Source organism: Saccharopolyspora erythraea NRRL 2338 (assembly GCF_000062885.1).
Classification (GTDB): Bacteria; Actinomycetota; Actinomycetes; order Mycobacteriales; family Pseudonocardiaceae; genus Saccharopolyspora_D; species Saccharopolyspora_D erythraea.
In genome coordinates, this window is the sequence record NC_009142.1 from 7,694,167 (window position 1) to 7,716,342 (window position 22,176).

Below are 22,176 nucleotides of genomic sequence, written 5' to 3' on the forward strand. Positions count from 1 at the left end.
TGTGGAACCGCCTGTTCGACCGCGTCCGGCGGACTGACCTGCGGATATCGCCGATCACGTGCTCGTGGGCACCCGGGCGGAAATGTCGTCGAGAAAGTCGTCCGGTCGGCTGTGAGCGGACGCGCAACAACCCGAAAAAGCCTTCACGTTATGTGTCCGGCCTGGAACGGAAGGTGATCGACCTGCGGGTTTCTACGTGAGGCCGAGCTCGTCGAGGAAGTCCCGCACCGCCCGGTCGAGGTCGGCCAGCGCGATCTCCTCCACCGGCAGGTGCCCGCCGCCGCGCAACGCCGCGAAGCGGGTCGGTCCGGCGATCCGGTCGAAGAACCGGGTCGACAGGCTGGTGGGTATCCAGCGGTCCTCGTCGGGGTGGGCCAGCAGGACCGGCGGTCCGCGGAACTCCTCGGGCTCGGTCACCGGAGCGCCGGCGAGGTAGCTGCGCACGAAGCTCAGCGAGATCCAGTTCCCGCCGCCCAGCGCGTCGGCCCACACCAGCTCGGCGAACTTGACGTTGTTCGACACCGCGGCGACGTTGGCCAGCCAGTGCACCGGCACCCGCGCCTGCCGCAGCGGCCACGGGGCCAGCGACAGCAGACCGGACCACTGGCCGAGCTCCGGGCGCACCGCCAGGCGCCGCCGCACCTCCCCGCGCCGCGGGTCGGCCAGGCACGTCACGACGACGCCCGCGACCGATCCGGCGGCCGCGGCGACGTCGTAGGCCAGCCGGCCGCCGGTGCCGACACCGAGCAGCACGACCGGGCGCGGGTCGGTGCGGCGTTCGCGCTCGAGCAGCGCCGCGACGCACTCCACCCAGGTCCGGTAGGTGACGTGGTTGCGTCCGGGGTCGGTGAGCCCGAACCCGGGCAGGTCCGGGGCCAGGTAGTCGAGGTCGTACAGCGAGGGGAGCCTGCCGTAGGGGGCGAGCATCCGCCCGTACCCGCCCGCGCCGTGCAGCGCGACGAGCTTGGCGGGGGCGTCCGGGCGCGCCACCCGGTCCAGGTGCACGTCCATCCCGCGCCAGCGCCACCACTGCTCGTCGGGTGCCGTCTCGGCGGTGAGGCGCAGGCCGCCGGGGAAGAACTCCTGGTAGCTCAACCACTGGCGGTGGTGGAGGTATCCGGCGCCGGCTTCGGCGGGGCGCTCGGAGGTCGGTCGGGCGCTCAAGGGCACATCTCGAACATACGGGGCCAGGGGCCACCGCGTCGGGTGTTCATCTCCGGCTGATGTCAGCCGGTGCGCTCGTCGTCGGCCGGTCCCAAGCGGATCACCCCGGCGTCGAAGTCCAGCGGCCCGGCGCCGGACTCGCGTTCGTCCTCCCGCGCCACGGCCACCCACTCCAGCCGTTCCAGCCGGTGCTTGGCACCAGCGCTGAAGAGCCCCTCGACCTCGGTCGCGGCGGCTCCCAGCCGCCGCCGCTCCTCCGGCGGCGGGGCGTGCTGCGCCGCGGCGCGCTGCTCGCGCCTGCGTCGCGCGCGGGCCGCGCGGTCGATGGCCACCCCGCCAGCCTAGCCGCCGAAGGGGCCGAGGCCGAGCGTCACGAACCCGCGGCGGGACCGCGCTGCACCAGCGACTCGGCCTGCGCGAGCCCCTCCTCCAGCGCGGCGCGCTCGCGCTCGCCGAGCCCGTCCGCGAAGCCCGGCCCGGCGGCTTTCACCAGCACCATCAGCCGCTTTGCGATCCCCCTGGCCTGTGTCAGCCGCACCCGCGGACCTTCCAGCACCTGCCGAGAATCGGCGATGAGCTTGCGGTACCGGTGGTTGAGCTCCGCCCGCTCGTCGACGACGTCCAGCGCCCCCACCAGCCCACCCAGCTCGGAGGTCTCGACGAGCACGAAATACGGATCACCCACACAAGAAACCCTAGAACCCCCAAAGCCCCAGCCAGAGACCCCGGTGCCCCGTAGGTCACAGCAGCAGCCAAGCCGTACCCAAGAGCACACCGCACGGAAGGCAGCCCCGAAGAAACCACCGCAGTGAAGGGCCCGCTCAAAAGGTCACCGCTGAGAAGGCCACGTCGTGAAGGTCCCCGCAGTGAAGGTCACCGGAGTGAAGGCCACGTCGTGAAGGTCACCACTGAGAAGGTCACCACTGAGAAGGTCACCGCAGTGAAGGCCACGTCGTGAAGGTCCCCGCAGTGAAAGTCGCGCCGTGAAGGTCCCCGAAGGAGACCGAGCACAAGCGAAGACCGCTGGTAGAAACCCAGGCCGGGAACGCTCACGAGCCGAGGAGCAAGCCGAAAGCAACCACCGCACCGTGGGGGGCCCGGGGGGTTCGACCCCCCGACCAGCACAAACGAAGAGAGCCCCGTCCGCGCAATCCGCGGACAGGGCTCACCCACTCTCGAGTGCCGGGTGGAGGATTCGAACCTCCGAAGCTTGCGCGGCTGATTTACAGTCAGCTCCCTTTGGCCACTCGGGCAACCCGGCTTCGCGCACCAGTCGGAACTGGCTTGCGTGGAAAGGATACATACCGGCGTCCACCGGATTCGCAGGGGGGCGTGGCGGTAGCGTGTCCGGTGACCGCATCGGCGAGCGCAACAGGAGGTAGGAGAGGTGGCAGACCCGTCGTTCGACGTGGTGAGCAAGATCGACCGCCAGGAGGTCGACAACGCGCTGAACCAGGCCGCCAAGGAGCTGGCCAACCGGTTCGACTTCCGGGGTACCGGGACCAGGATCCAGTGGTCCGGTGAGGAGGCGATCACCCTCGAGTCGGAGACCGAGGAGCGCTGCAAGGCCGCGATCGACGTCTTCAAGGAGAAGCTGATCAAGCGGGGCATCTCGCTGAAGGCGTTCGACGTGGGCGAGCCGGCTTCCTCCGGCCGGGTCTACAAGGTCACCGGCAAGCTCGTGCAGGGCATCGCCCAGGACGTGGCCAAGAAGATCTCGAAGAAGATCCGGGACGAGGGCCCGAAGGGCGTGCAGGCGCAGATCCAGGGTGACCAGCTGCGCGTGTCCGGCAAGAAGAAGGACGACCTGCAGACCGTCATCCAGCTTTTGAAGTCCAGCGACTTCGATGTCGCCCTGCAGTTCGAGAACTACCGGTAACTTGGGCTGCGGCGCCGTCGCTGGAGGGGAATCCGGGTGAAGGGGATCGTGCTGGCAGGTGGCAGCGGGACGCGGCTGCACCCGCTGACGCAGGTCGTGTCCAAGCAGCTGTTGCCGGTTTACGACAAGCCGATGGTCTACTACCCGTTGTCGGTCCTGATGCTGGCCGGCATCCGGGAGGTCCTGCTCATCTCGACCCCGGACGACCTGCCGCTGTTCCGCAGGCTGCTCGGCGACGGTTCGCAGTTCGGCATCTCGGTCGAGTACGCCGAGCAGCCCGAGCCCAACGGTCTGGCCGAGGCGTTCGTCATCGGTGCCGACTTCGTCGGTGACGACTCGGTGGCGCTGGTGCTGGGCGACAACATCTTCTACGGGCAGGGTTTCTCCAAGCTGCTGCAGCAGTGCACGCGGGAGCTGGAGGGCTGCATGCTCTTCGGCTACCCGGTGCGCGATCCGCAGCGCTACGGGGTCGGTGAGATCGACGGGGACGGCAGGCTCGTCTCGATCGTGGAGAAGCCGGAGCGGCCTCGTTCGAACACCGCCATCACCGGGCTGTACTTCTACGACAACGCCGTGGTGGAGATCGCCCGGGGTCTGCGCCCGTCGGCGCGGGGCGAGCTGGAGATCACCGACGTCAACATGGAGTACCTGCGGCGCGGGAGCGCCCGGCTGACCGAGCTGGGCCGCGGGTTCGCCTGGCTGGACACCGGTACGCACTCCTCGCTGCTGGACGCCTCGCAGTTCGTGCAGGTGCTGGAGAACCGGCAGGGCGTGCGGATCGCGTGCCTGGAGGAGATCGCGCTGCGGATGGGCTACATCTCGCCCGAGGAGTGCTTCGCGCTGGGCGCGAAGCTGGCGAAGTCCGGCTACGGCGAGTACGTCATGTCCGTCGCGCGCAGCGCCGGGGCGCCCGGCTGACGGTCACCACATCGCCGGGGGAAGCCGGCGTCCCGCCATGCCTTCCAGGCGCCGGACCCGTTCGCTGATCGGCGGGTGGGTCGAGAACAGCCGCGTCATCCGCTCGCCGGGGCGGAAGGGGTTGGCGATCATCAGGTGCGACTCGGACACCAGCTTGGGGTCCGGCGGCAGGGGCGCGAGCTGGGTGCCGCGCTCGAGCTTGCGCAGCGCCGAGGCCAGTGCCAGCGGGTCGCCGGTGAGCTCGGCGCCGGACGCGTCGGCCTGGTACTCCCTGGAGCGGCTGACCGCCATCTGCACGACTCCGGCCGCGATCGGCCCCAGCAGGGCGACCAGCAGCAGCGCGAAGGCGTTCGGCCGGTCCTCGTCGTCGCCGCCGAACATGCCGAAGAGCAGTCCGAAGTTCGCCAGGAACGTGACGACGCTGGCCAGTGCTCCCGCGACGCTGGAGATCAGGATGTCGCGGTTGTAGACGTGGGAGAGCTCGTGGCCGAGCACCGCGCGCAGCTCGCGCTCGTCGAGCAGTTCGAGGATCCCCTGGGTGCAGCAGACCGCCGCGTTGCGCGGGTTGCGTCCGGTGGCGAACGCGTTGGGCGCCGCGGTGGGGCTGATGTAGAGCGCGGGCATGGGCTGCTTGGCCGAGGTGGCCAGCTCGCGCACGATCCGGTACATCGCGGGCTGTTCGGCTTCCGAGACCGGGCGTGCGTGCATCGCGCGCAGGGCCAGCTTGGCCGAGTTGAAGTAGGCGAAGCCGTTCATGCCCAGCGCGACGACGAGCGCGATGACCAGGCCGCCGCGCCCGAACAGCGAGCCGACCAGCAGCACCAGGGCGCTCATGCCGCCCAGCAGCAGAGCGGTCTTCAACCCGTTGAAGTGACTGTTCACAGCGTTCCTGCCTCCGCCGGGAAACCGTCGTTGCAGTCGAAGGTCACTCAGGAAACGCTGTCACGCGACCCGAAGTTCCGGCGGGCGGGCGTGCCGAACAACACTCGGCGCTGGTGAGCGGGGTCGTCGGCACCTCGCTCACCAGCGCCCGCGGCCGGGTCGGCGCCCTCGGGTCAGTGCAGTTCCATCGTGCAGCACTTCGGTCCGCCGCCGGACTTCCGCAGCTCGGAGACGTCGAGCATGATCGGCTCGTAGCCGCGGGCGGTGAGCTGGGCGGCGAGGCCCGTCGCCTCCAGCGGCAGCACCACGTTGCGGCCGTCGGAGACGCCGTTGAGGCCCAGGCACGCGGCGTCGTCGGCATCGGCGACCACGGCGTCGGGGAACAGCCGCTCCAGCACCCGCCGCGAACCCGCGGAGAACGCGTCCGGGTAGTAGGCGATCTGCGGGCGTTCGCCGCGCTCGAGCACGAACAGCGCGGTGTCGAGGTGGTAGTAGCGCGGGTCGGTCAGGCTCAGCGAAACGACCGGTACGCCCAGCACCTCCTGGGCCTCGGCGTGCGCCTCTGGGTCGGTGCGGAAACCGGAGCCGGCCAGCAACAGCGTCCCGGTCCAGGCGAAGTCGCCCTCGGCCTCGTTGATCCGCGAAGGCATGACCAGCTCGCGGTAGCCGCGGGTGGTGAACCAGCGGCGGAAGTGCTCGGCCTCGGCGGCCCGCTCCGGTGCGCGGAACCGGGCGCCGAGCACCCGGCCCTCGATCACGGTGGCGGAGTTCGCCGAGAAGACCATGTCGGGCAGTCCGGGCTGCGGCTCGATGACGTGCACGGTGTGGCCGAGGCGCTCGTAGGTCTGCTTGAGGGCCTCCCACTGCTTCATCGCCAGCTCGGTGTCGACCGGCGAGGTGGGGTCCATCCAGGGGTTGATCGAGTACTCGACGGCGAAGTGCTTAGGCGGGCACATCACGTAGTGCCGGGCCGTCGGGAGCTTGGCGCGCGAGTCAGCGGCGGCGGGCGCAGCGGAGACCGTCATGAATCGAAATCTAACCGGTGCCTGGACCACCTACAACGGCACTCCGTTGCGCCGGATACGGCAGAATGTTGCGTATGGACTCCCTGGATCAGCGAATCGTTTCGCGGCTTGTGGCCGACGCGCGGGCCAGCTACGCCGAGATCGGCGCGGAGGTGGGGCTGTCGGCCCCGGCGGTGAAACGACGGGTCGACAAGCTGCTCGACCTGGGTGTCCTGCAGGGATTCACCGCGGTGGTCGATCCGGAGGCGCTCGGCTGGGGCACCGAGGCGTTCGTGGAGGTGCACTGCCACGGCAACGTGCCCACGCAACGAATCCGCAGCGGCCTGGAGCCGCTGCCCGAGGTCGTCGCGGCCTACACGGTGTCCGGACCGGCCGACGCGATCGTGCACCTGCGCGCCGCGGACATCCACCACCTCGAGACCGCGCTGGAGCGGCTGCGGGCGGTGGAGTTCGTCAGCCGGACCGTGTCGACGGTGGTGCTGTCACGGCTGCTGGAGCGACCGCCGCAGGCGTGAGCGGAAACGGACGAGCCGCCGTCGTCCGGAGGACGGCGGCGGCTCGCGGTGCGCGAAGGCGTTGCGCGGCGGCTCAGGTGTTGCGCGGACGGCCGTCCCAGGGTTCGAAGCCGGCCTGCTCGGCGTCGGCGGCGGTGCGGAACCACACCTCGGCCACTATGCGTTCGTACTGCGGCGACTCGGGCGTGTGGTACTGCCGGGAGGCGAAGTGGCCCTTGACCATGTAGCCCTCGCGCCGCGTCCGGCCCACGTGCTGCTTGGTGTCGGTGGTCGGAGCGTTCTTCCCGTTCGCATCGCTCGACGGGCCCTCCGCGGAGCCGTTGGACGCGGAACCGGAGCTGCCGCTGGACGCGGAACCGGAGCTGCCGTTGGACCCGGCCGCACCGGAGCCGTTCGATGAGCCGTTGTGTACGGAGTTCGACGTCGTCTTCGGCTTGCCCGGCCGGGGCCCCGCCCCGGGTGTGCGGCGCGGCAGCGGCGGTGCGTCCGCGTCGGGTTCGACGTCCTCGGTGATGCGCGGGATGTTCTGGGTGGCCTCGGCACCCAGCGGCGGGACGTAGGGCGTGTCCTTGCGGGCCTCGTCGGCTCCCGGGGACCCCAGCGGCTCGAAGAGCGACCGGAGCTGCCCGGAGAGCTGCGCATCCCGCTCGGTGTCCTCCCGCGAGTCGGACTCGGCGGAAGCCGCCTGCGCTGACGGCTCAGCGCTCCTGGGCGACTCGGCGGAGTCATGGGCCGAGCCCGAGGCAGGCTCCTCAGCCTCGGCAGGCCACTCCGGGCTCGCCTGCTCATCAGCCCGCGACGACTTCTGGAACCACGTGCTGCGGCCGGCGGGCTCGTCGTCGGCCAGCTCGATGCCCTCCGGCACCCGCGCCGACTCCGCCGCGTCGCGCGAGGTGTCGGCCGGCTGCCACGCGGGCTCGACCGGTTCCGGTTCGCTCTCGGCGGCCGCGCGGGTCTGCGCGGCGAACTCGCGGGACGGGCCGTCGGACCCCCACGCCGGCTCGGGCGGAAGCGGCGCAGGCTCGACCGGATGCCGGGCGGTGTCGTCGTCGGTGACGCGCTCGACCTGCTGGGTCACCTCGGCGGAGTCTTCCGCCGGCGGGACAGGCGCGGCCCACGCGCGCGGAGCGCGGTCCCAGGCGCCGAACGCCGGCTCCTCCGCCTCGTCCTGCGCCTGGCCGGGCAGGTCGTCGCGGTCGACCCGCGCGGTCGGCTGCCGCGCCGGACCGAGCCGGTCCGCCTGCGCGGGCTCGGCGGGCTCGAGCAGCGCCAGCGGACCCTCGTCCGGCTCCATCGCCGTCAGCGTCCGATCCCGGTCGCGCCCGGAGTCCTCGGTTTCGCGCACGTAGTCGGCGTAGTCCGCCGAGACCGCGTCCAGGCGGCGCCGCAGCGGCCGCACGAACAGCAGCCAGGTGAGCAGGGAACCCAACGCGAAGGCGGCCAGGCTCCACAACCAAACCTGGGTGAACAGCCACATCACGGACGACGTCCCTCCTCCGGATCCAAGGGCCCGCGCATGCGGCCGGGCGAGCTCGAAGCACGAGTATCGTCCCGGCCCCTCGACCGGGAAGTGATCGGGGGCAGATCCTTACCGCAGCTTGACCGGCGCGCGACCCGCAACGCCGGAAGCGAGGTATTGCGTCGTTCGCTCACAGGGGTGAATTCGTCAGGAGCGGCCGAACCGACCGCCCGGCGTGCCCTCGCAGAGCCGCGCGCGGCCCCGCGTGTCAGGACGGCTGCACCGGCAGCGGACGGGACGACCACCCCGCGAACGCCTTCCCCGGACTACCTGGTGCGGGCGACGACGTACTCGACGAGCGTGGCGAGCGCGTCGCGCGCCGGCACGTCGGGCAGCGCCGCGAGCTCCGTGCGCGCCTCCGCCGCGTACTCGTCGAGGGTGCGCCGGGCGCGGGTCAGGCCGTCGCACTCCCGCAGCAGTTTCAGCGCCTCCTCCACGTCGGCGTCGTGCTCCAGCGGCCCGGCCAGCAGCTCGCGCAGCCGGACGTCGGTGCCCTCGTCGGCCAGCGCGAAGAGCATCGGCAGCGTCCGCACGCCCTCGCGCAGGTCGGTGCCCGGGGTCTTTCCGGACTCGACGGCGGGCGAGGCGATGTCGATGACGTCGTCGGAGATCTGGAAGGCGGTGCCCAGGATGCGGCCCAGCCGCTCCATCGCCGTCACCTGCTCCGGGCTCGCCCCGGAGAACAGCGCTCCGAACCGGCCCGCGATGGCGATCAGCGAGCCCGTCTTCTCGTAGATCACCTTCAGGTAGAAGTCGACCGGGTCCTCGTCGCGGCCGACCCCGACCGTCTCCCGCATCTGGCCGGTGACCAGCGCCTCGAACGTCCTGGCCATCTCGCGGGCGGCGTCGGTGCCGAGGTCGGCGACCAGCCGGGACGCCTGGGCGAACAGGAAGTCGCCGGTCAGGATCGCCACCGAGTTGTCCCAGCGGGCGTTGGCGCTGGTCGCGCCGCGGCGCATGGTCGCCTCGTCCATGACGTCGTCGTGGTAGAGCGTGGCCAGGTGGACCATCTCCACGACCGCGGCGGACTTGATGACGTTCTCCGTGCGGGGGTCCCCGAACTGCGCGGCCAGCAGCGCGAACAGCGGGCGGAACCGCTTGCCGCCCGCGTCCACCAGGTGCAGCGACGTGCGGGTGGCGAACTCGAGGTCGCTGCGCACCGACTCGTGCAGCAGCGCCTCGACGTCGGCGATGCCCTGTCGAACCGACTCGGCCAGTGCCGAGTCGGTGATCTCGAATCCCGTCGGACCCGGAACACCGCCCCTCAGGTAGCTGTTCGGGTCACCCGCTGGCCTGCTCACGTCACCGTCGCCTTCGCTCCCCCAAGCTAGCCCCTACGGGCGAGCACTCTACGACACGAAGCCACCGAGGTTGGCCCAGTCCAGTGCCAACGACGGCAGCACGCCCAGCAACAGCGTCACGACCACGCCCAGCGTGATCGCCGCCGTCGTGAACGCGCCCGGCACGCTGACGGTGGGGCCGTCCTCGGCCGGTTCGCTGAAATGCATCAGCACGATGACACGAAGGTAGAAGAACGCCGCGACCGCACTAGCCACCAGGGCCACCACCACCAACGGTGCCATACCGTCGGCGAGAGCGGCCTCGAAGACCACGAACTTCCCGACGAAGCCGCTGGTCATCGGGATGCCCGCGAGCGCGAGGAGCAGGAAGGTGAACACCCAGGCCACCACCGGCGACCGCTTGGCCAGCCCGGCCCAGTCCGAAAGGTGAGTAGCCTCACCATCGGAGGTGCGGACCAGGCTGATCACGCCGAAGATCGCGATCGTGGTGAAGCCGTAGGCCAGCAGGTAGAACATGGTGCCCGCCAGCCCCCGCTCGGTCAGCGCGATCGAGCCGACCAGCAGGAACCCGGCGTGGGCCACCGAGGAGTAGGCGATCATCCGCTTGATGTCGCTCTGGGTCAGGCCCAGCACCACGCCGATGGCCATCGACACGATCGCCACCGCGTACAGCACCCCGCGCCACTCCCAGCTCGACGCCTCGAAGGCGACCTGCAGGACCCGCAGGATGCCGCCGAACGCGGCGACCTTCGTGCAGGCCGCCATGAAGCCGGTCACCGCGGTCGGCGCGCCCTGGTAGACGTCCGGGGTCCAGGTGTGGAACGGCCCGACCGACGCCTTGAACAGCAGGCCCACCACCAGCAGGCCGAGCCCGGCGAACAGCAGGGTGTCGGAGCGGTCGGTGCCCGCGGTCGCGGCGGCGATCGCCGACAGCTTGACCGAGCCGGCGTAGCCGTAGAGCAGAGCCAGCCCGTAGAGGAAGAACGCCGACGCGAACGCGCCCAGCAGGAAGTACTTGACCGCCGCCTCCTGCGAGAGGAGCCTGCGGCGCTTGGCCAGGCCGCACATCAGGTACAGCGGGAGGCTCAGCACCTCCAGCGCGATGAACATCGTCAGCAGGTCGTTGGCCGCGCAGAAGACCATCATCCCGCCGAGGGCGAACAGCGCGAGTGGGAACACCTCGGTGCGCATGCCCGCGACCGCGGCGGTCGCGCGGGTCATCTCGCCCGCACCGGCCGGGCCGGTGTCGTTGGACTCGGCGACGAACGCACCACCCGACTCCACCGAGCGGTCGGCGATCAGCAGGATCGCGCCCAGGCCGAGGGCCAGCAGCGTGCCCCACAGGAACAGCGTCGGCGCGTCGATGGCCAGGGAGTCCGACAGCGTCGTGACGCCGGTGCCGCCCTGCCGGGCGTGCAGCGCCAGCGCGACCCCGGCCGCGACCAGCGCCAGCAGGCTCAGCCCGACCTGCGCCGACCACCGCTGGTGGCGCGGCAGGAACGCCTCGACCAGCACCCCCAGGCACGCCGCCCCGAGGATCACCAGGATCGGAGTGATCGCCGCGTAGTCGATCAGCGGCAGCTCGACCTGACTCACTGTCAGTTACCTCCCTGCGAGGTGACGGGGTCGGTGACACCGACCTCGCTCATGGTTGCGCCGACCGACGGGCCGATCACGTCCAGCACCGGCTTCGGGTAGAAGCCCAGCGCCAGCACGAGCACGATCAGCGGCGCGAGGACCGCCTTCTCCCGGAGGTCGAGGTCGGTGATGCCGCGCCGGTGTTTCTCCGGCAGCTCCGGGTCGCCGACCGCGCCGGGGCCCGCTGCCGACGCCAGCAGCGCGTCGCCGCGCACCGGCCCCTGCATCACCTGCTGGTAGATCCGGAGCACGTACACCGCGGCCAGCACCATGCCGACGGTCGCCAGGACCGTGTAGACCGGCTGGGTCGGGAACGCTCCGATCAGCACCAGGAACTCGCTGATGAACGAGTTGGTGCCGGGCAGCGACAGCGTGCTGAGCCCGGCGACCAGCAGCACGCCCGCCAGCAGCGGCGTCAGCCGCGCCATGCCGCCGTAGTCGGCGATGCGGGTCGAGCCGCCGCGGCTGATCACCATGCCGATGGCCAGGATCAGCATGCCGGTCGCGATGCTGTGGTTGATCATGTACGACACCGCGCCCACCTGCGACTGCGAGGTGAAGGCGAAGATGCCCAGCGCGATGAAGCCGAAGTGGGCGATCGAGACGTAGGCGATGAACCGCTTGAGGTCGTCCTGGCCGAACGCCTGCAGCGACCCGTACAGCACCCCGAGCACCGCCAGCACCAGCACCAGCGGCGTCAGCAGCTTCGAGGCCTCCGGCGTCAGCGGCAGGCTGTAGCGCAGGAAGCCGAAGGTGCCGACCTTGTCCAGCACGCCGACGACGATGACCGCGACGCCGATCGGCGCCTGCGCGGCGGCGTCGGGCAGCCAGGTGTGGAACGGCACCAGCGGGGCCTTGATGGCGAACGCCGTGAAGAAGCCGAGGAAGATCCACACCTGCACGTCTGTCGGCGCGTCTGCCAGCACAGGCACCAGCTTCGCCCAGTCGAAGGTGCCCTGCCCCAGCACCTGCGCCGAGTAGACGTAGGCGCCGATCGCCGAGGCCAGCATGATCAGGCCGCCGAGGAAGGAGTACAGGAAGAACTTCACCGCGGCGTAGGTGCGCTGCTCACCGCCGTACCCGCCGATGAGGAAGTACATCGGGATCAGCATGATCTCGAACAGCACGTAGAACAGGAACACGTCGGTCGCGGCGAAGACGCCGACCGTCAGCGCCTGCTCCAGCAGCAGCAGCGAGAAGAACCCGCCGTGGGTGCGGCCCGCAGGCAGCTTCTCGCCCCAGCTGTAGCCCAGCACCAGCGGCAGCAGCAGTGCGATCACCGCGACCATGACCAGCGCGATGCCGTCCACGCCGAACGACAGGTTGATGTCGAAGGCGGGGATCCACGGCACCGAGCTGGTGAGCTGCATCCGCGCGCCCGCCGGGTCGTACTCGAGCCACGCGACGGCGGCCAGGACGACCTCGACGAGCGAGAACGCCAGCGCGGTCCACTTCGCCACCTGCTCGTTGCCGCGCAGCAGACCGACCACCACCGAGCCGAACAGCGGCAGCAGGATCAGTGCGAGGAGCACGGTCATCGGATCTCCTCCAACGGTTCACCCGGCGCGGTCTCGCGGGGCAGAGGTGCGCACGGCACCGGCAGGTTCGTCATGGCGTCCCCACGGCCATCAGGGCGGCGATCAGGATCACGCCGCCTGCGAGCATGGACAGGGCGTAGGAGCGGACGAATCCGGTCTGCCAGCGCCGCATCCGGGTGGATCCGAACCCGAGCAGGCCGGCCACCCCGGTGACGGTGCCGTCGACGCCCTTGCGGTCGACCTCGACCAGGCCGCGGGTCAGCAGCGTGGTCGGCAGCACCACGAGTCCGCGGTTCAGCGCGTTGCCGTAGAGGTCGGCGCGGGCCGCGCGCACGACCGGGGACACGCGCTCGGGCCGCACGACCGGGACCGGCTTGCGCCCGACGACCAGCCAGGCGACCAGGACGCCGAGCGCCGAGAGCGCGACCGTCAGGTACGGGACCACCTCGTGCGGCAGCACCCCGTGGTGACTTTCGGCGAGCCCGCCCAGCGACGGCGTCAGGTAGTCGACCAGGCGGTTGCCCGCGACGAAGAACCCGCCGGCCCCGATCGAGCCGACCGCGAGCACGACCATCGGCCCGGTCATCACCCCCGGGGACTCGTGCGGGTGGAAGTCCTTCCCGTCGCTCGTCTTCAGGTTCTCCCAGCGCTTCTCGCCGAAGAACGTCATCAGCACCAGGCGGGTCATGTAGAAGGCCGTGATGCCCGCGCCCAGCAGCGCCGCGCCGCCGAAGACCCAGCCGCGCCAGCCCTCCTGGCCGAACGCGGCCTCGATGATCGCGTCCTTGGAGTAGAAGCCCGACATGAACGGGAAGCCGATCAGTGCGAGGTAGCCCATCCCGAAGGTGGCGAAGGTGATCGGCATGTACCGGTGGAGGCCGCCGAACTTGCGCATGTCGACCTCGTCGTTCATGCCGTGCATCACCGAGCCCGCGCCGAGGAACAGCCCGGCCTTGAAGAAGCCGTGGGTGAGCAGGTGCATGATGCCGAGCGCGTAGCCGGCCGGGCCGAGGCCCACCGCGAGGATCATGTAGCCGATCTGGCTGACCGTGGAGTAGGCAAGCACCTTCTTGATGTCGTCGTAGGCGCAGCCGATGACGCATCCGACCAGCAGCGTGACCGCGCCGACGATGGTGACGACCAGCCTGCCGTCCGGCGAGAGCGTGTAGAGCGGGTTCGCCCTGGCGATCAGGTAAACACCGGCGGTGACCATGGTCGCGGCGTGGATGAGCGCGGAGACGGGGGTCGGGCCCTCCATCGCGTCCGGCAACCACGCCTGCAGCGGGACCTGGCCGGACTTGCCGCAGGCCCCGAGCAGGAGCAGCAGCGTGATCGCGAGCAGCACGCCCGGGGAGAGCTCACCGGCCCTGGTGAAGACCTCCGAGTACTGCGTGGTGCCGAGGTTGGCGAACAGCAGGAAGATCGCCAGCGCCAGGCCGATGTCGCCGACGCGGTTCATCACGAACGCCTTGGTCGCCGCCGCTGCCGCCGACGGGCGGCCCTGCCAGAAGCCGATCAGCAGGTAGGACGCCAGGCCGACGCCTTCCCAGCCGAGGTAGAGCGTCACGAAGCTGTTGCCCATGACCAGCACGAGCATCGCGGCGACGAACAGGTTCAAGTAGGCGAAGAACCGGCGCCGCTCGGTGTTGTCCCTGCCGGTGCGGCCTTCCTGGTCGTGGGCCATGTAGCCGATCGAGTAGACGTGGATCAGCGCGCCCACGCCCGTGATCAGCAGCATGAACACCATCGACAGGGGGTCCAGCCGGAGCCCGAAGTCGACCTGCAGGGCCTCGACCGGGATCCAGGAGAACAGGTGCAGCTCCCGCTCCCGCTGCGCCGCCGGCAGGCCGTTGATGGAGAAGAACAGCGCGAGCGCGTACGCGAACGAGCCGATCACCGTCGCGCAGCCCAGGACGTGGCCCCACCCGTTGGCCCGGCGCCCGGCCAGCAGCAGCACCAGCGCGCCGAACGCGGGCAGCGCGATGAGCAGCCACGCGTTCTGCTGGATCGCACCCGTCGCGCTGACCACGTCCAGGGCGGGCGGTACCCCGCCGGGGGTCACCCCGGTTGTCATCATTGCCGTCACCACGCGCCTCTCAGTACTTCAGGAGGTTGGCGTCATCGACCGAGGCCGAGCGACGCGTACGGAAGATCGACATGATGATCGCCAGGCCGACCACGACCTCTGCCGCGGCGACGACCATCACGAAGAAGGCCATGACCTGCCCGTCCACCGACCCGTTGATGCGGGCGAAGGTCACCAGCGTCAGGTTTACGGCGTTGAGCATCAGCTCGACGCACATGAACACGACGATCGCGTTGCGCCGGACCAGGACGCCCACCGCCCCGATGCTGAACAGCAGGGCCGACAACAGCAGGTAGTAGGTCGGGGTCACCGCCGGACCTCCTCGGTGGATGCTTGCTCGGATTCCTTGCCGTTGCCGTTCCCGCTGCCGTTGCCGCCGCCGGGGTGCGGTCCGTCGCCGTTGGTGTGCTCCGGCTCGGAGCGCTCCGGGGTCGTGGCCCGCTCGGACTGCCCCTCACCGGTCAGCGCCCGCGGCCCGGGCTCGGACGCGTCCCCCGAAACCGCCCGGCGCTCATCGCGGAGCCGGTCGGCGGGCAGGTTGTCCAGCAGCTCCGACAGCGACTCCGGGGCGACCGAGCCGTCGGGCAGCAGCGCGGGCGTGGCCACCGAGTTCGCCGTCGCGTAGACGCCGGGGCCGGGCAGCGGCGAGACCCGCGCGCTGCGGAAGCGGGCGTCGGCCATGTCGCGCTGCGACAGCCGCTTGGCCCGCCCCTTGCCGCCGTAGGCCAGGACCATCGCGCCCAGCGCCGCGGTGATCAGCAGCGCCGAGGTCAGCTCGAACGGGAAGAGGTAGTCGGTGAAGATCAGCCGCCCGAGGCCGCCCGCGCCACCGCCCTGCGGCGACCACGGGTTCAGCGGCGCGGCGACCGGCACGTCGGTCAGCGACCTGGCCAGGCCGGTCACCAGCAGCACGGCGAAGCCCACGCCCGCCAGCGCCGCGGCCAGCCGCTGCCCGCGCAGCACCTCCACGACCGAGTCCGACGAGTCGCGGCCCACCATCATCAGCACGAACAGGAACAGCATCATGATCGCGCCGGTGTAGACGATGATCTGGGTGAAGCCGAGGAACGGCGCGCTCTGGGCCATGTAGAGCACGCCGAGGCACAGCATCGTCAGCACCAGCCACAGCGCGGAGTGCACCGCGTTGCGGGCGAAGACCATGCCCATGGCGCCGAGCAGCGCCAGCGGGCCGAGGGTCCAGAAGACCACGGCCTCGCCGGTTCCGACCACGTCCTGGGCCTGCGTCTGCGCCAGGTACTGCGTTTGCTGGAGGATCTGGGCCGCGAGTGCCATCACCTTCTGGCCTCCTCAGGACCGGTCTCCACGGTCTCGCCCTCGGGAACCCCGGCCTGCCGTGCCAGTTCCGGACCGCGCACGTAGTAGTCCTGCTCGTCGTTGCCGAGCCGCATCGGGTGCGGCGGCTGCTCCATGCCCGGCAGCAGCGGCGCGAGCAGGTCTTCCTTGGTGAAGATGAGGTCGCGACGGTTGTCGTCGGCGGTCTCGTACTCGTTGGTCATGGTCAGCGAGCGGGTCGGGCAGGCCTCGATGCACAACCCGCAGCCGATGCAGCGCAGGTAGTTGATCTGGTAGTCCATGCCGTAGCGCTCGCCGGGCGAGTACCGCTCGTCCTCGGTGTTCGTGCCGCCCTCGACGAAGATCGCGTCGGCGGGGCACGCCCAGGCGCACAGCTCGCAGCCCACGCACTTCTCCAGCCCGTCCGGGTGGCGGTTGAGCTGGTGCTTGCCGTGGAACCGAGGCGCCGGGATCTTCTTGACCTCCGGGTACTCCTCGGTGACGACCTTGCGGAACATCGTCGAGAAGGTGACGCCGAAGCCCTTGATCGGATCAAACACTCCCATTGGGCTCCTCCTTGGTCGAGCCGGCGCCTTCGCCCGGCAGCTGCCCGGCCGGCGCGGCCTGCGCACCCGCGTGCACCGCGCTGCGCCGCGGCGGGGCCTTCGGCACTTCGAGGTCCAGCGGCGGGATCGGGTACCCGCTGCCCGCGAGCGGGACCTCGCCGTCGGACTCCGGGACCTTGCGGTCCGGGATCAGGAACGTCGCGACGAGCAGGACGGCGATGACCACGCCGCCCGCGATCAGGAACTGCTGCGAGGTGACCGCGTCGTTGTTGCGCAGGGCCCGGATGACGGTGACCGCGATGATCCACAGCAGGCTCAGCGGCACCAGGAACTTCCAGCCCAGGTTCATGAACTGGTCGTAGCGCAACCGCGGCAGGGTGCCGCGCAGCCAGACGAAGACGAACAGGAAGGCCAGCGTCTTGCCGAGGAACCACAGCACCGGCCACCAGCCGGTGTTGAGGACCCCGCCGCCGATCGCCGACAGCGGCCACGGGGCGTGCCAGCCGCCGAGGAACAGCGTCGTCGCCAGCGCCGAGACGGTGACCATGTTGATGTACTCGGCGAGGAAGAACAGCGCGAACTTCAGCGACGAGTACTCGGTGTGGAAGCCGCCGACCAGCTCGGACTCGGCCTCCGGGAGGTCGAACGGGGCGCGGTTGGTCTCGCCGACCATCGACACCACGTAGACCAGGAAGCTGAAGGGCAGCAGCAGCGCGAACCAGCCGTCCTTCTGCGCCTCGACGATGCCCGAGGTCGACAGCGTCCCGGCGTACATGATCACCGCGACGAACGACAGGCCCATCGCGATCTCGTAGGAGATCACCTGCGCCGCCGAGCGCAGCGAGCCCAGCAGCGGGTAGGGCGAGCCCGAGGACCAGCCGGCCAGCACGATGCCGTAGACGCCGATCGAGGCGCAGGCCAGCACCACCAGCAGGCCGACCGGCAGCTCGACGAGCTGCAGCGCGGTCTGCTGGCCGAAGACGCTGACCTCGCCGCCGATCGGGATCACCGAGAACGCCACCAGCGCGGGCGTCGCCGAGATCACCGGGGCCAGGAAGTACACCCACTTGTCGGCCAGCACCGGCCGGATGTCCTCCTTGAACGCCAGCTTCAGGCCGTCGGCCAGCGACTGCAGCAGGCCGAACGGTCCGGCCCGGTTCGGGCCCGGCCGGTGCTGCATGCGGCCGATGACGCGCCGCTCTGCCCAAATCGAGAACAGCGTCATCACCACGAGGAAGGCGAAGATCGCCACGACCTTGATCAGGACCAGCCAGATCGGGTCGTCGGCGAGCAGTTCCGCGGTGTTGGTCATGCTCTACCCCCCTCGAGGTGCGGCACGTGGCCGTTGCCGCCCGCGGGCAGCGGGGTGGTGGCGGCCAGTTCGACCACCGAGCCGTGCCCCGCGCCGAGGGCGCGGTTGACCTTGGAGGGCCCGGAGTCGGTGGGCAGCCACACCACCTCGTCGGGCATCTCGCTGATCTCGGCTTCCAGCGTGATCGCGCCGCGCGCGGTGCGCACCTCCAGCCGCTGACCGGGCTGCAGGCCGACGCGCTGCGCGGTGCGCTGGGAGATCCGCGCGACCGGCCGCCGGGCGGTGCCCGCGAGGTTGGGTTCACCGTCCTGCAGCGACCCGTCGTCGAGGAGCTGCCGCCAGGTGGCCAGCAGCACCTGGTCCGGGCCGGGCCGGACGGCGGGCGCGGGCTGGTCGGGCGCCGGGGTGCGGGGCGCGGTTCCGGTGCCGAGCCGCTCCAGCTCACCGGCCGCGGCGGCAGGTGTCTGGGTGAACAGGTCGGCGTCCATCTCGACGGCGAGGGTGTCGAGCACCCGGCAGTCCGGCAGGGCGCCGGTGCCGTCGATCGTGGTCTGGAACTCCCGGCGGCGTCCTTCCCAGTTCAGGTAGGAGCCCGCGCGCTCGACGCCGGCCGCGACCGGCAGCACGACGTCGGCGTGCTCGGTGACGGCGCTGGGCCGCAGCTCCAGGCTGACCACGAAGCCGGCGCGGCGCAGGGCGCGTTCGGCGAGTTCGGGGTCGGGCAGGTCGTCGGGGTCGACACCGCCGACGAGCAGACCGGAGAGCCTGCCCTCGGCTGCGTCGGCCAGGATGGCGTTGCCGTCGCGGCCGGGTGCGGCCGGCAGCGTCCCGACGTCCAGGCCCCAGCTCTGCTCGACCTCGGCGCGGGCCGCCTTGTCGGAGACCGGCCGTCCGCCCGGCAGCAGCGTGGGGAGCGCACCGGCCTCGATCGCGCCGCGCTCGCCCGCGCGGCGCGGCACCCAGGCGACCCGGGCGCCGGTGGCCGCGGCGGTGCGCAGGACGGCGGAGTAGAGGCCGGGCACCTGCGCGGCGCGCTCGCCGACGACGAGCACCGCGCCCTCGGCGCGCAGTGCCTGGTCCACTTCGGACGGGAGCTCGGCCAGCGCGGCGGCCTCCCCGCCCGGCGGGCAGGCGACCAGCGAGCCGGTGCTCACCGGTCCGCCGTCGTGCACGATGACGGTGGTCTTCTCCACGCCCGGCGAGTTCCACTGCCCGAGGTGGTAGACCTTCGTCTTCCCCTTGCGGGCCGCCTTGCGCAGCCGCAGGAAGACGATCGGCGACTCCTCCTCCGGCTCGAAAGCCACGCACAGGACCGCCGGTGCGGCTTCCAGGTCCGCGTAGGTCACGCCGCCGCTCTCCGGCGAGCTTCCGACCACAGTGGACTCCAGGAAGGCCAGCTCCTCGGCCGAGTGCGCGCGTGCGCGGAAGTCGATGTCGTTGGTGCGCAAGGCGATCCGGGTGAACTTCGAGTAGGCGTAGGCGTCCTCGACGGTCAGCCGCCCGCCCGGCAGCACCCCGACGCCGTCGCCGTCGCGGGCCGCGGCCAGTCCGGCCGCCGCCGCGCCGAGCGCCTCGGTCCAGGACGCCGGCCGCAGCTCACCGCCCTCCCGGACCATGGGCCGGGTGAAGCGGTCGGTCGCGGTGACGTAGCGGAAGCCGAACCTGCCCTTGTCGCAGATCCACTCCTCGTTGACCTCCGGCGCGTCCCCGGCCAGCCTGCGCATCACCTTGCCGCGCCGCCAGTCGTTGCGGATCTCGCAGCCCGATGCGCAGTGCTCGCACTGGCCCGGCGTGGAGACCAGGTCGAACGGCCGGGAGCGGAACCGGTAGGCGGCGCTGGTCAGCGCGCCGACCGGGCAGATCTGGATGGTGTTGCCGGAGAAGTACGACTGGAACGGCTGCTGCTCGCCGATGCCGATCTGCTGCATCGCACCGCGCTCCAGCAGCTCGATGAACGGGTCGCCCGCGATCTGCTTGGAGAACCGGGTGCAGCGCTGGCACAGCACGCAGCGCTCGCGGTCGAGCAGGATCTGCGAGGAGATCGGTACCGGCTTGGCGAATGTCCGCTTGGTGTCGTGGAAGCGGGAGTCCGACCGGCCGTGCTTGAGCGCCTGGTTCTGCAACGGGCACTCGCCGCCCTTGTCGCAGATCGGGCAGTCCAGCGGGTGGTTGATCAGCAGCAGCTCCATCACGCCCTGCTGCGCCTTGTCGGCCACCGCCGAGGTCCGCTGGGTCTTGACGACCATGCCGTCGGCGACGGTCATGGTGCACGACGCCTGCGGCTTGGGCATCGGCCTGCCGTTCATCTCGACCTCGACCAGGCACTGCCTGCAGGCGCCCGCGGGGTCCAGCAGCGGGTGGTCGCAGAACCGCGGGATCACGATGCCCATGCGCTCAGCGGTGCGGATCAGCAGCTCGCCCTTGGGCGCGTCCACCTCGACACCGTCGATGGTCAGGCGGACGTGGCCCTCCGGTACGGGGCGGGTCTGCGCTTCTGGTGCCACGGTCATCGGGCCGCTCCTGCGAGTGCGGGCTCTTCGGTCTTGGTGCACAGCGCGAGGAACTCCTCGCGGAAGTACTTGATGCCGCTGGTGATCGGGCTGACCGCGCCGTCGCCGAGCGCGCAGAACGAACGGCCGAAGATGTTGTCGCAGACGTCGAGCAGGGTGTCGACGTCCTCCGGGGTGCCCCGGCCCTCGACCATCCGCTCCAGCACCTGGGCCAGCCAGAAGGTGCCCTCGCGGCAGGGCGTGCACTTGCCGCAGGACTCGTGCTCGTAGAACTGGGTCCACTTCATGACCGCCCACGGCACCGAGACGGTCTCGTTGAAGACCATGACCGCGGTCGTGCCGAGCATCGAGCCGGCCTCGGCCGCGCCCTCGAAGTCCAGCGGGACGTCCAGGTGCTCGGCGGTGAACAGCGGCGTCGACGAGCCGCCGGGCGTCCAGAACTTCAGCGGGATGCCGTCCTTCATGCCGCCCGCCAGCTCCAGCAGCTCCCGCAGCGTGGTGCCCAGCGGGGCCTCGTACTGCCCGGGCCGCTCGACGTGGCCGGACACCGAGTAGATCTTGGGTCCTGGCGACTTCTCGCTGCCCATCAGCCGGAACCAGTCCGAGCCGCCGTTGACGATGTAGGGCACCGAGGCGATGGTCTCGACGTTGTTCACCGTGGTCGGGCACGCGTAGAGCCCGGCGGCGGCCGGGAACGGCGGCTTGAGCCGGGGCTGGCCGCGCTTGCCCTCCAGCGAGTCCAGCAGCGCCGTCTCCTCGCCGCAGATGTAGGCGCCGGCGCCGGCGTGCACCACGATGTCGAGGTCGAAGCCGGAGCCGAGGATGTTCTTGCCGAGGTAGCCGGCGGCGTAGGCCTCCCGCACGGCGCTGCTGAGGCGGCGGATGCAGTGCAGCGCCTCACCGCGCACGTAGATCATGCAGTTGTTGGCACGCATCGCGTAGCTGGCGATGACGCAGCCCTCGATCAGCGAGTGCGGGTCGGCCATCATCAGCGGGATGTCCTTGCAGGTCCCCGGCTCGCCCTCGTCGGCGTTGATGACCAGGTAGTGCGGCTTGACCGGCTCCTTGGGCATGAAGCTCCACTTCACGCCCGCCGGGAACCCGGCACCGCCGCGACCGCGCAGGCCCGCGCCCTTCACGAGCTCGATGAGCTGGTCCGGGTGGGCCTTCAGCGCCTTGCGCAGCGCGCTGTAGCCCTCGAGCTGCTCGTAGGTCGCCAGCGTCCAGGAGTTCGGTGACAGCCACCGCTTCGTCAGCACCGGGGTCAGCGGACTGGGCTTGGATTCGGTCATGGCCACCCTCACTTCTTCTCCGGCAGCGGCGGGAGCTCGGCGTCGTCGGGCATCGCCGGGGCGGTCCAGCCCCGCTCGTTGGCGATGCGCGCTCCGCGCAACGTCTCCTCCGCCGCCGACGGGCCGTCCACGGTGTCCTCGTAGCTGCCGCCCGGCCGGTCGAAGAACCCGGCGAGCTGGCGCTCGGCGCCCCGGAAGTCCGACAGCGGTGCGCCCCGCGTCGGCGCGGGCTTCTCCCCGCGCTGCAACGCCTTGACCAGCTCCAGCGCCTTCTCCGGAGTCTGGTTGTCGTAGTACTCGTAGTTCACCTGGAGTACCGGGCCGAGGTCGCAGGCCGCCAGGCACTCGGCGTGCTCCAGCGTCAGCGAGCCCTCCTCACCGGGCGTGCCCGCGGTCTCGTCGTGACCGACGCCGAGGTGCTCGCTGAGCGTCCGGTAGATCGAGTCGCCGCCCAGCGCCGCGCACAGCGTGTTGGTGCAGACGCTGACCAGGTGCTGCCCGCACGGCTTGCGCTTGTACATCGTGTAGAACGTCGCCACCGCGCTGACCTCGGCGGTGGAGAGGTCGAGCTGCTCGGCGCAGAACTCGATGCCCTCGGTGCTGACGTGGCCCTGCACCGACTGCACCAGGTGCAGCATCGGCAGCAGCGCCGACCGCGACTCCGGGTAGCGGCCGATGATCTGCTTGGCGTCGGCCCGCACGTCCTCGCCGAAGACCGCGCTCGTGTTGCTCATGTCC

General features: G+C 70.8%; 20 protein-coding genes and 1 tRNA gene. 3 read left to right on the forward strand and 18 right to left on the reverse strand.

The annotated features are described in order from the left end of the window. Nucleotides 1-192 precede the first annotated feature (192 nt). The 4 genes from SACE_RS33155 to SACE_RS33170 all read right to left on the reverse strand — a co-directional run bounded on the left by SACE_RS33155 (nt 193) and on the right by SACE_RS33170 (nt 2,425). A complete protein-coding gene (locus SACE_RS33155) occupies nt 193-1,170 on the reverse strand; it encodes an alpha/beta hydrolase (protein ID WP_232292678.1) in 978 nt (325 codons plus the stop codon). 56 nt (nt 1,171-1,226) lie between these two features. Then, nucleotides 1,227-1,496 carry a hypothetical protein gene (locus SACE_RS33160; protein WP_009944075.1) on the reverse strand — a complete coding sequence of 90 codons (270 nt, stop codon included), beginning with the start codon at nt 1,494-1,496 and terminating at the stop codon, nt 1,227-1,229. 38 nt (nt 1,497-1,534) lie between these two features. After that, nucleotides 1,535-1,849 carry a hypothetical protein gene (locus tag SACE_RS33165; RefSeq protein ID WP_011875183.1) on the reverse strand — a complete coding sequence of 105 codons (315 nt, stop codon included), beginning with the start codon at nt 1,847-1,849 and terminating at the stop codon, nt 1,535-1,537. 495 nt (nt 1,850-2,344) lie between these two features. Further along, nucleotides 2,345-2,425: transfer RNA gene (locus SACE_RS33170), tRNA-Tyr, on the reverse strand. A gap of 126 nt (nt 2,426-2,551) precedes the next feature. On the opposite strand from SACE_RS33170, the gene SACE_RS33175 reads away from it, so the two are divergent. After that, the gene (locus SACE_RS33175; protein WP_009944072.1) at nt 2,552-3,043 is read left to right on the forward strand and encodes a YajQ family cyclic di-GMP-binding protein; all 492 of its coding nucleotides are present in this window, start codon (nt 2,552-2,554) and stop codon (nt 3,041-3,043) included. Nucleotides 3,044-3,079: 36 nt separating this feature from the next. Next, nucleotides 3,080-3,961, forward strand: coding sequence for a glucose-1-phosphate thymidylyltransferase RfbA (gene rfbA, locus SACE_RS33180; protein WP_009944071.1), 882 nt, complete (start codon nt 3,080-3,082; stop codon nt 3,959-3,961). A 3-nt stretch (nt 3,962-3,964) separates the two neighbouring features. Here the strand turns inward: rfbA and htpX are convergent, their stop codons facing one another. Beyond that, nucleotides 3,965-4,843: a zinc metalloprotease HtpX gene (gene htpX, locus SACE_RS33185; protein WP_009944070.1), complete on the reverse strand. Its 879-nt coding sequence runs from the start codon at nt 4,841-4,843 to the stop codon at nt 3,965-3,967. Nucleotides 4,844-5,016: 173 nt separating this feature from the next. Next, on the reverse strand, nt 5,017-5,868 hold the full coding sequence (gene ddaH / locus SACE_RS33190; RefSeq protein ID WP_009944069.1) for a dimethylargininase: 852 nt from the start codon (nt 5,866-5,868) through the stop codon (nt 5,017-5,019). Between the two features lie 74 nt (nt 5,869-5,942). Here ddaH and SACE_RS33195 point away from each other — a divergent pair, with 74 nt between their 5' ends. After that, a complete protein-coding gene (locus SACE_RS33195) occupies nt 5,943-6,383 on the forward strand; it encodes an Lrp/AsnC family transcriptional regulator (protein ID WP_009944067.1) in 441 nt (146 codons plus the stop codon). Between the two features lie 73 nt (nt 6,384-6,456). On the opposite strand, the gene SACE_RS33200 is transcribed toward SACE_RS33195, so the two are convergent. The 12 genes from SACE_RS33200 to nuoE form a co-directional block, all read right to left on the reverse strand. Next, on the reverse strand, nt 6,457-7,860 hold the full coding sequence (locus SACE_RS33200) for a sunset domain-containing protein (protein WP_009944066.1): 1,404 nt from the start codon (nt 7,858-7,860) through the stop codon (nt 6,457-6,459). A 308-nt stretch (nt 7,861-8,168) separates the two neighbouring features. Then, nucleotides 8,169-9,203 carry a polyprenyl synthetase family protein gene (locus SACE_RS33205; protein WP_009944065.1) on the reverse strand — a complete coding sequence of 345 codons (1,035 nt, stop codon included), beginning with the start codon at nt 9,201-9,203 and terminating at the stop codon, nt 8,169-8,171. Between the two features lie 48 nt (nt 9,204-9,251). Further along, complete coding sequence (nuoN, locus tag SACE_RS33210; protein WP_009944064.1) at nt 9,252-10,799, reverse strand: NADH-quinone oxidoreductase subunit NuoN; 1,548 nt, start codon at nt 10,797-10,799, stop codon at nt 9,252-9,254. A 2-nt stretch (nt 10,800-10,801) separates the two neighbouring features. After that, complete coding sequence (locus tag SACE_RS33215) at nt 10,802-12,379, reverse strand: complex I subunit 4 family protein (protein WP_009944063.1); 1,578 nt, start codon at nt 12,377-12,379, stop codon at nt 10,802-10,804. A 70-nt stretch (nt 12,380-12,449) separates the two neighbouring features. Next, a complete protein-coding gene (gene nuoL, locus SACE_RS33220) occupies nt 12,450-14,387 on the reverse strand; it encodes an NADH-quinone oxidoreductase subunit L (RefSeq protein ID WP_037303103.1) in 1,938 nt (645 codons plus the stop codon). An 88-nt stretch (nt 14,388-14,475) separates the two neighbouring features. Beyond that, the gene (gene nuoK / locus SACE_RS33225) at nt 14,476-14,775 is read right to left on the reverse strand and encodes an NADH-quinone oxidoreductase subunit NuoK (protein ID WP_009944061.1); all 300 of its coding nucleotides are present in this window, start codon (nt 14,773-14,775) and stop codon (nt 14,476-14,478) included. Then, nucleotides 14,772-15,758: an NADH-quinone oxidoreductase subunit J gene (locus SACE_RS33230; protein WP_009944058.1), complete on the reverse strand. Its 987-nt coding sequence runs from the start codon at nt 15,756-15,758 to the stop codon at nt 14,772-14,774. Before SACE_RS33230 ends, nuoK begins: the two co-directional genes overlap by 4 nt. Continuing rightward, nucleotides 15,758-16,324, reverse strand: coding sequence for an NADH-quinone oxidoreductase subunit NuoI (nuoI, locus tag SACE_RS33235; protein WP_009944057.1), 567 nt, complete (start codon nt 16,322-16,324; stop codon nt 15,758-15,760). The genes SACE_RS33230 and nuoI overlap by 1 nt, the downstream gene beginning before the upstream one ends. Then, nucleotides 16,311-17,636 carry an NADH-quinone oxidoreductase subunit NuoH gene (nuoH, locus tag SACE_RS33240; RefSeq protein ID WP_009944056.1) on the reverse strand — a complete coding sequence of 442 codons (1,326 nt, stop codon included), beginning with the start codon at nt 17,634-17,636 and terminating at the stop codon, nt 16,311-16,313. Before nuoH ends, nuoI begins: the two co-directional genes overlap by 14 nt. Beyond that, entirely contained in the window at nt 17,633-20,146 is a 2,514-nt protein-coding gene (locus SACE_RS33245; RefSeq protein WP_009944055.1) for an NADH-quinone oxidoreductase subunit G, read from the reverse strand. The genes nuoH and SACE_RS33245 overlap by 4 nt, the downstream gene beginning before the upstream one ends. Then, nucleotides 20,143-21,438 (reverse strand): NADH-quinone oxidoreductase subunit NuoF, encoded by a 1,296-nt coding sequence (nuoF, locus tag SACE_RS33250; RefSeq protein WP_009944054.1) that lies wholly within the window; start codon nt 21,436-21,438, stop codon nt 20,143-20,145. Before nuoF ends, SACE_RS33245 begins: the two co-directional genes overlap by 4 nt. An 8-nt stretch (nt 21,439-21,446) precedes the next feature. Then, a complete protein-coding gene (gene nuoE, locus SACE_RS33255) occupies nt 21,447-22,172 on the reverse strand; it encodes an NADH-quinone oxidoreductase subunit NuoE (protein ID WP_011875187.1) in 726 nt (241 codons plus the stop codon). Nucleotides 22,173-22,176 lie beyond the last annotated feature (4 nt).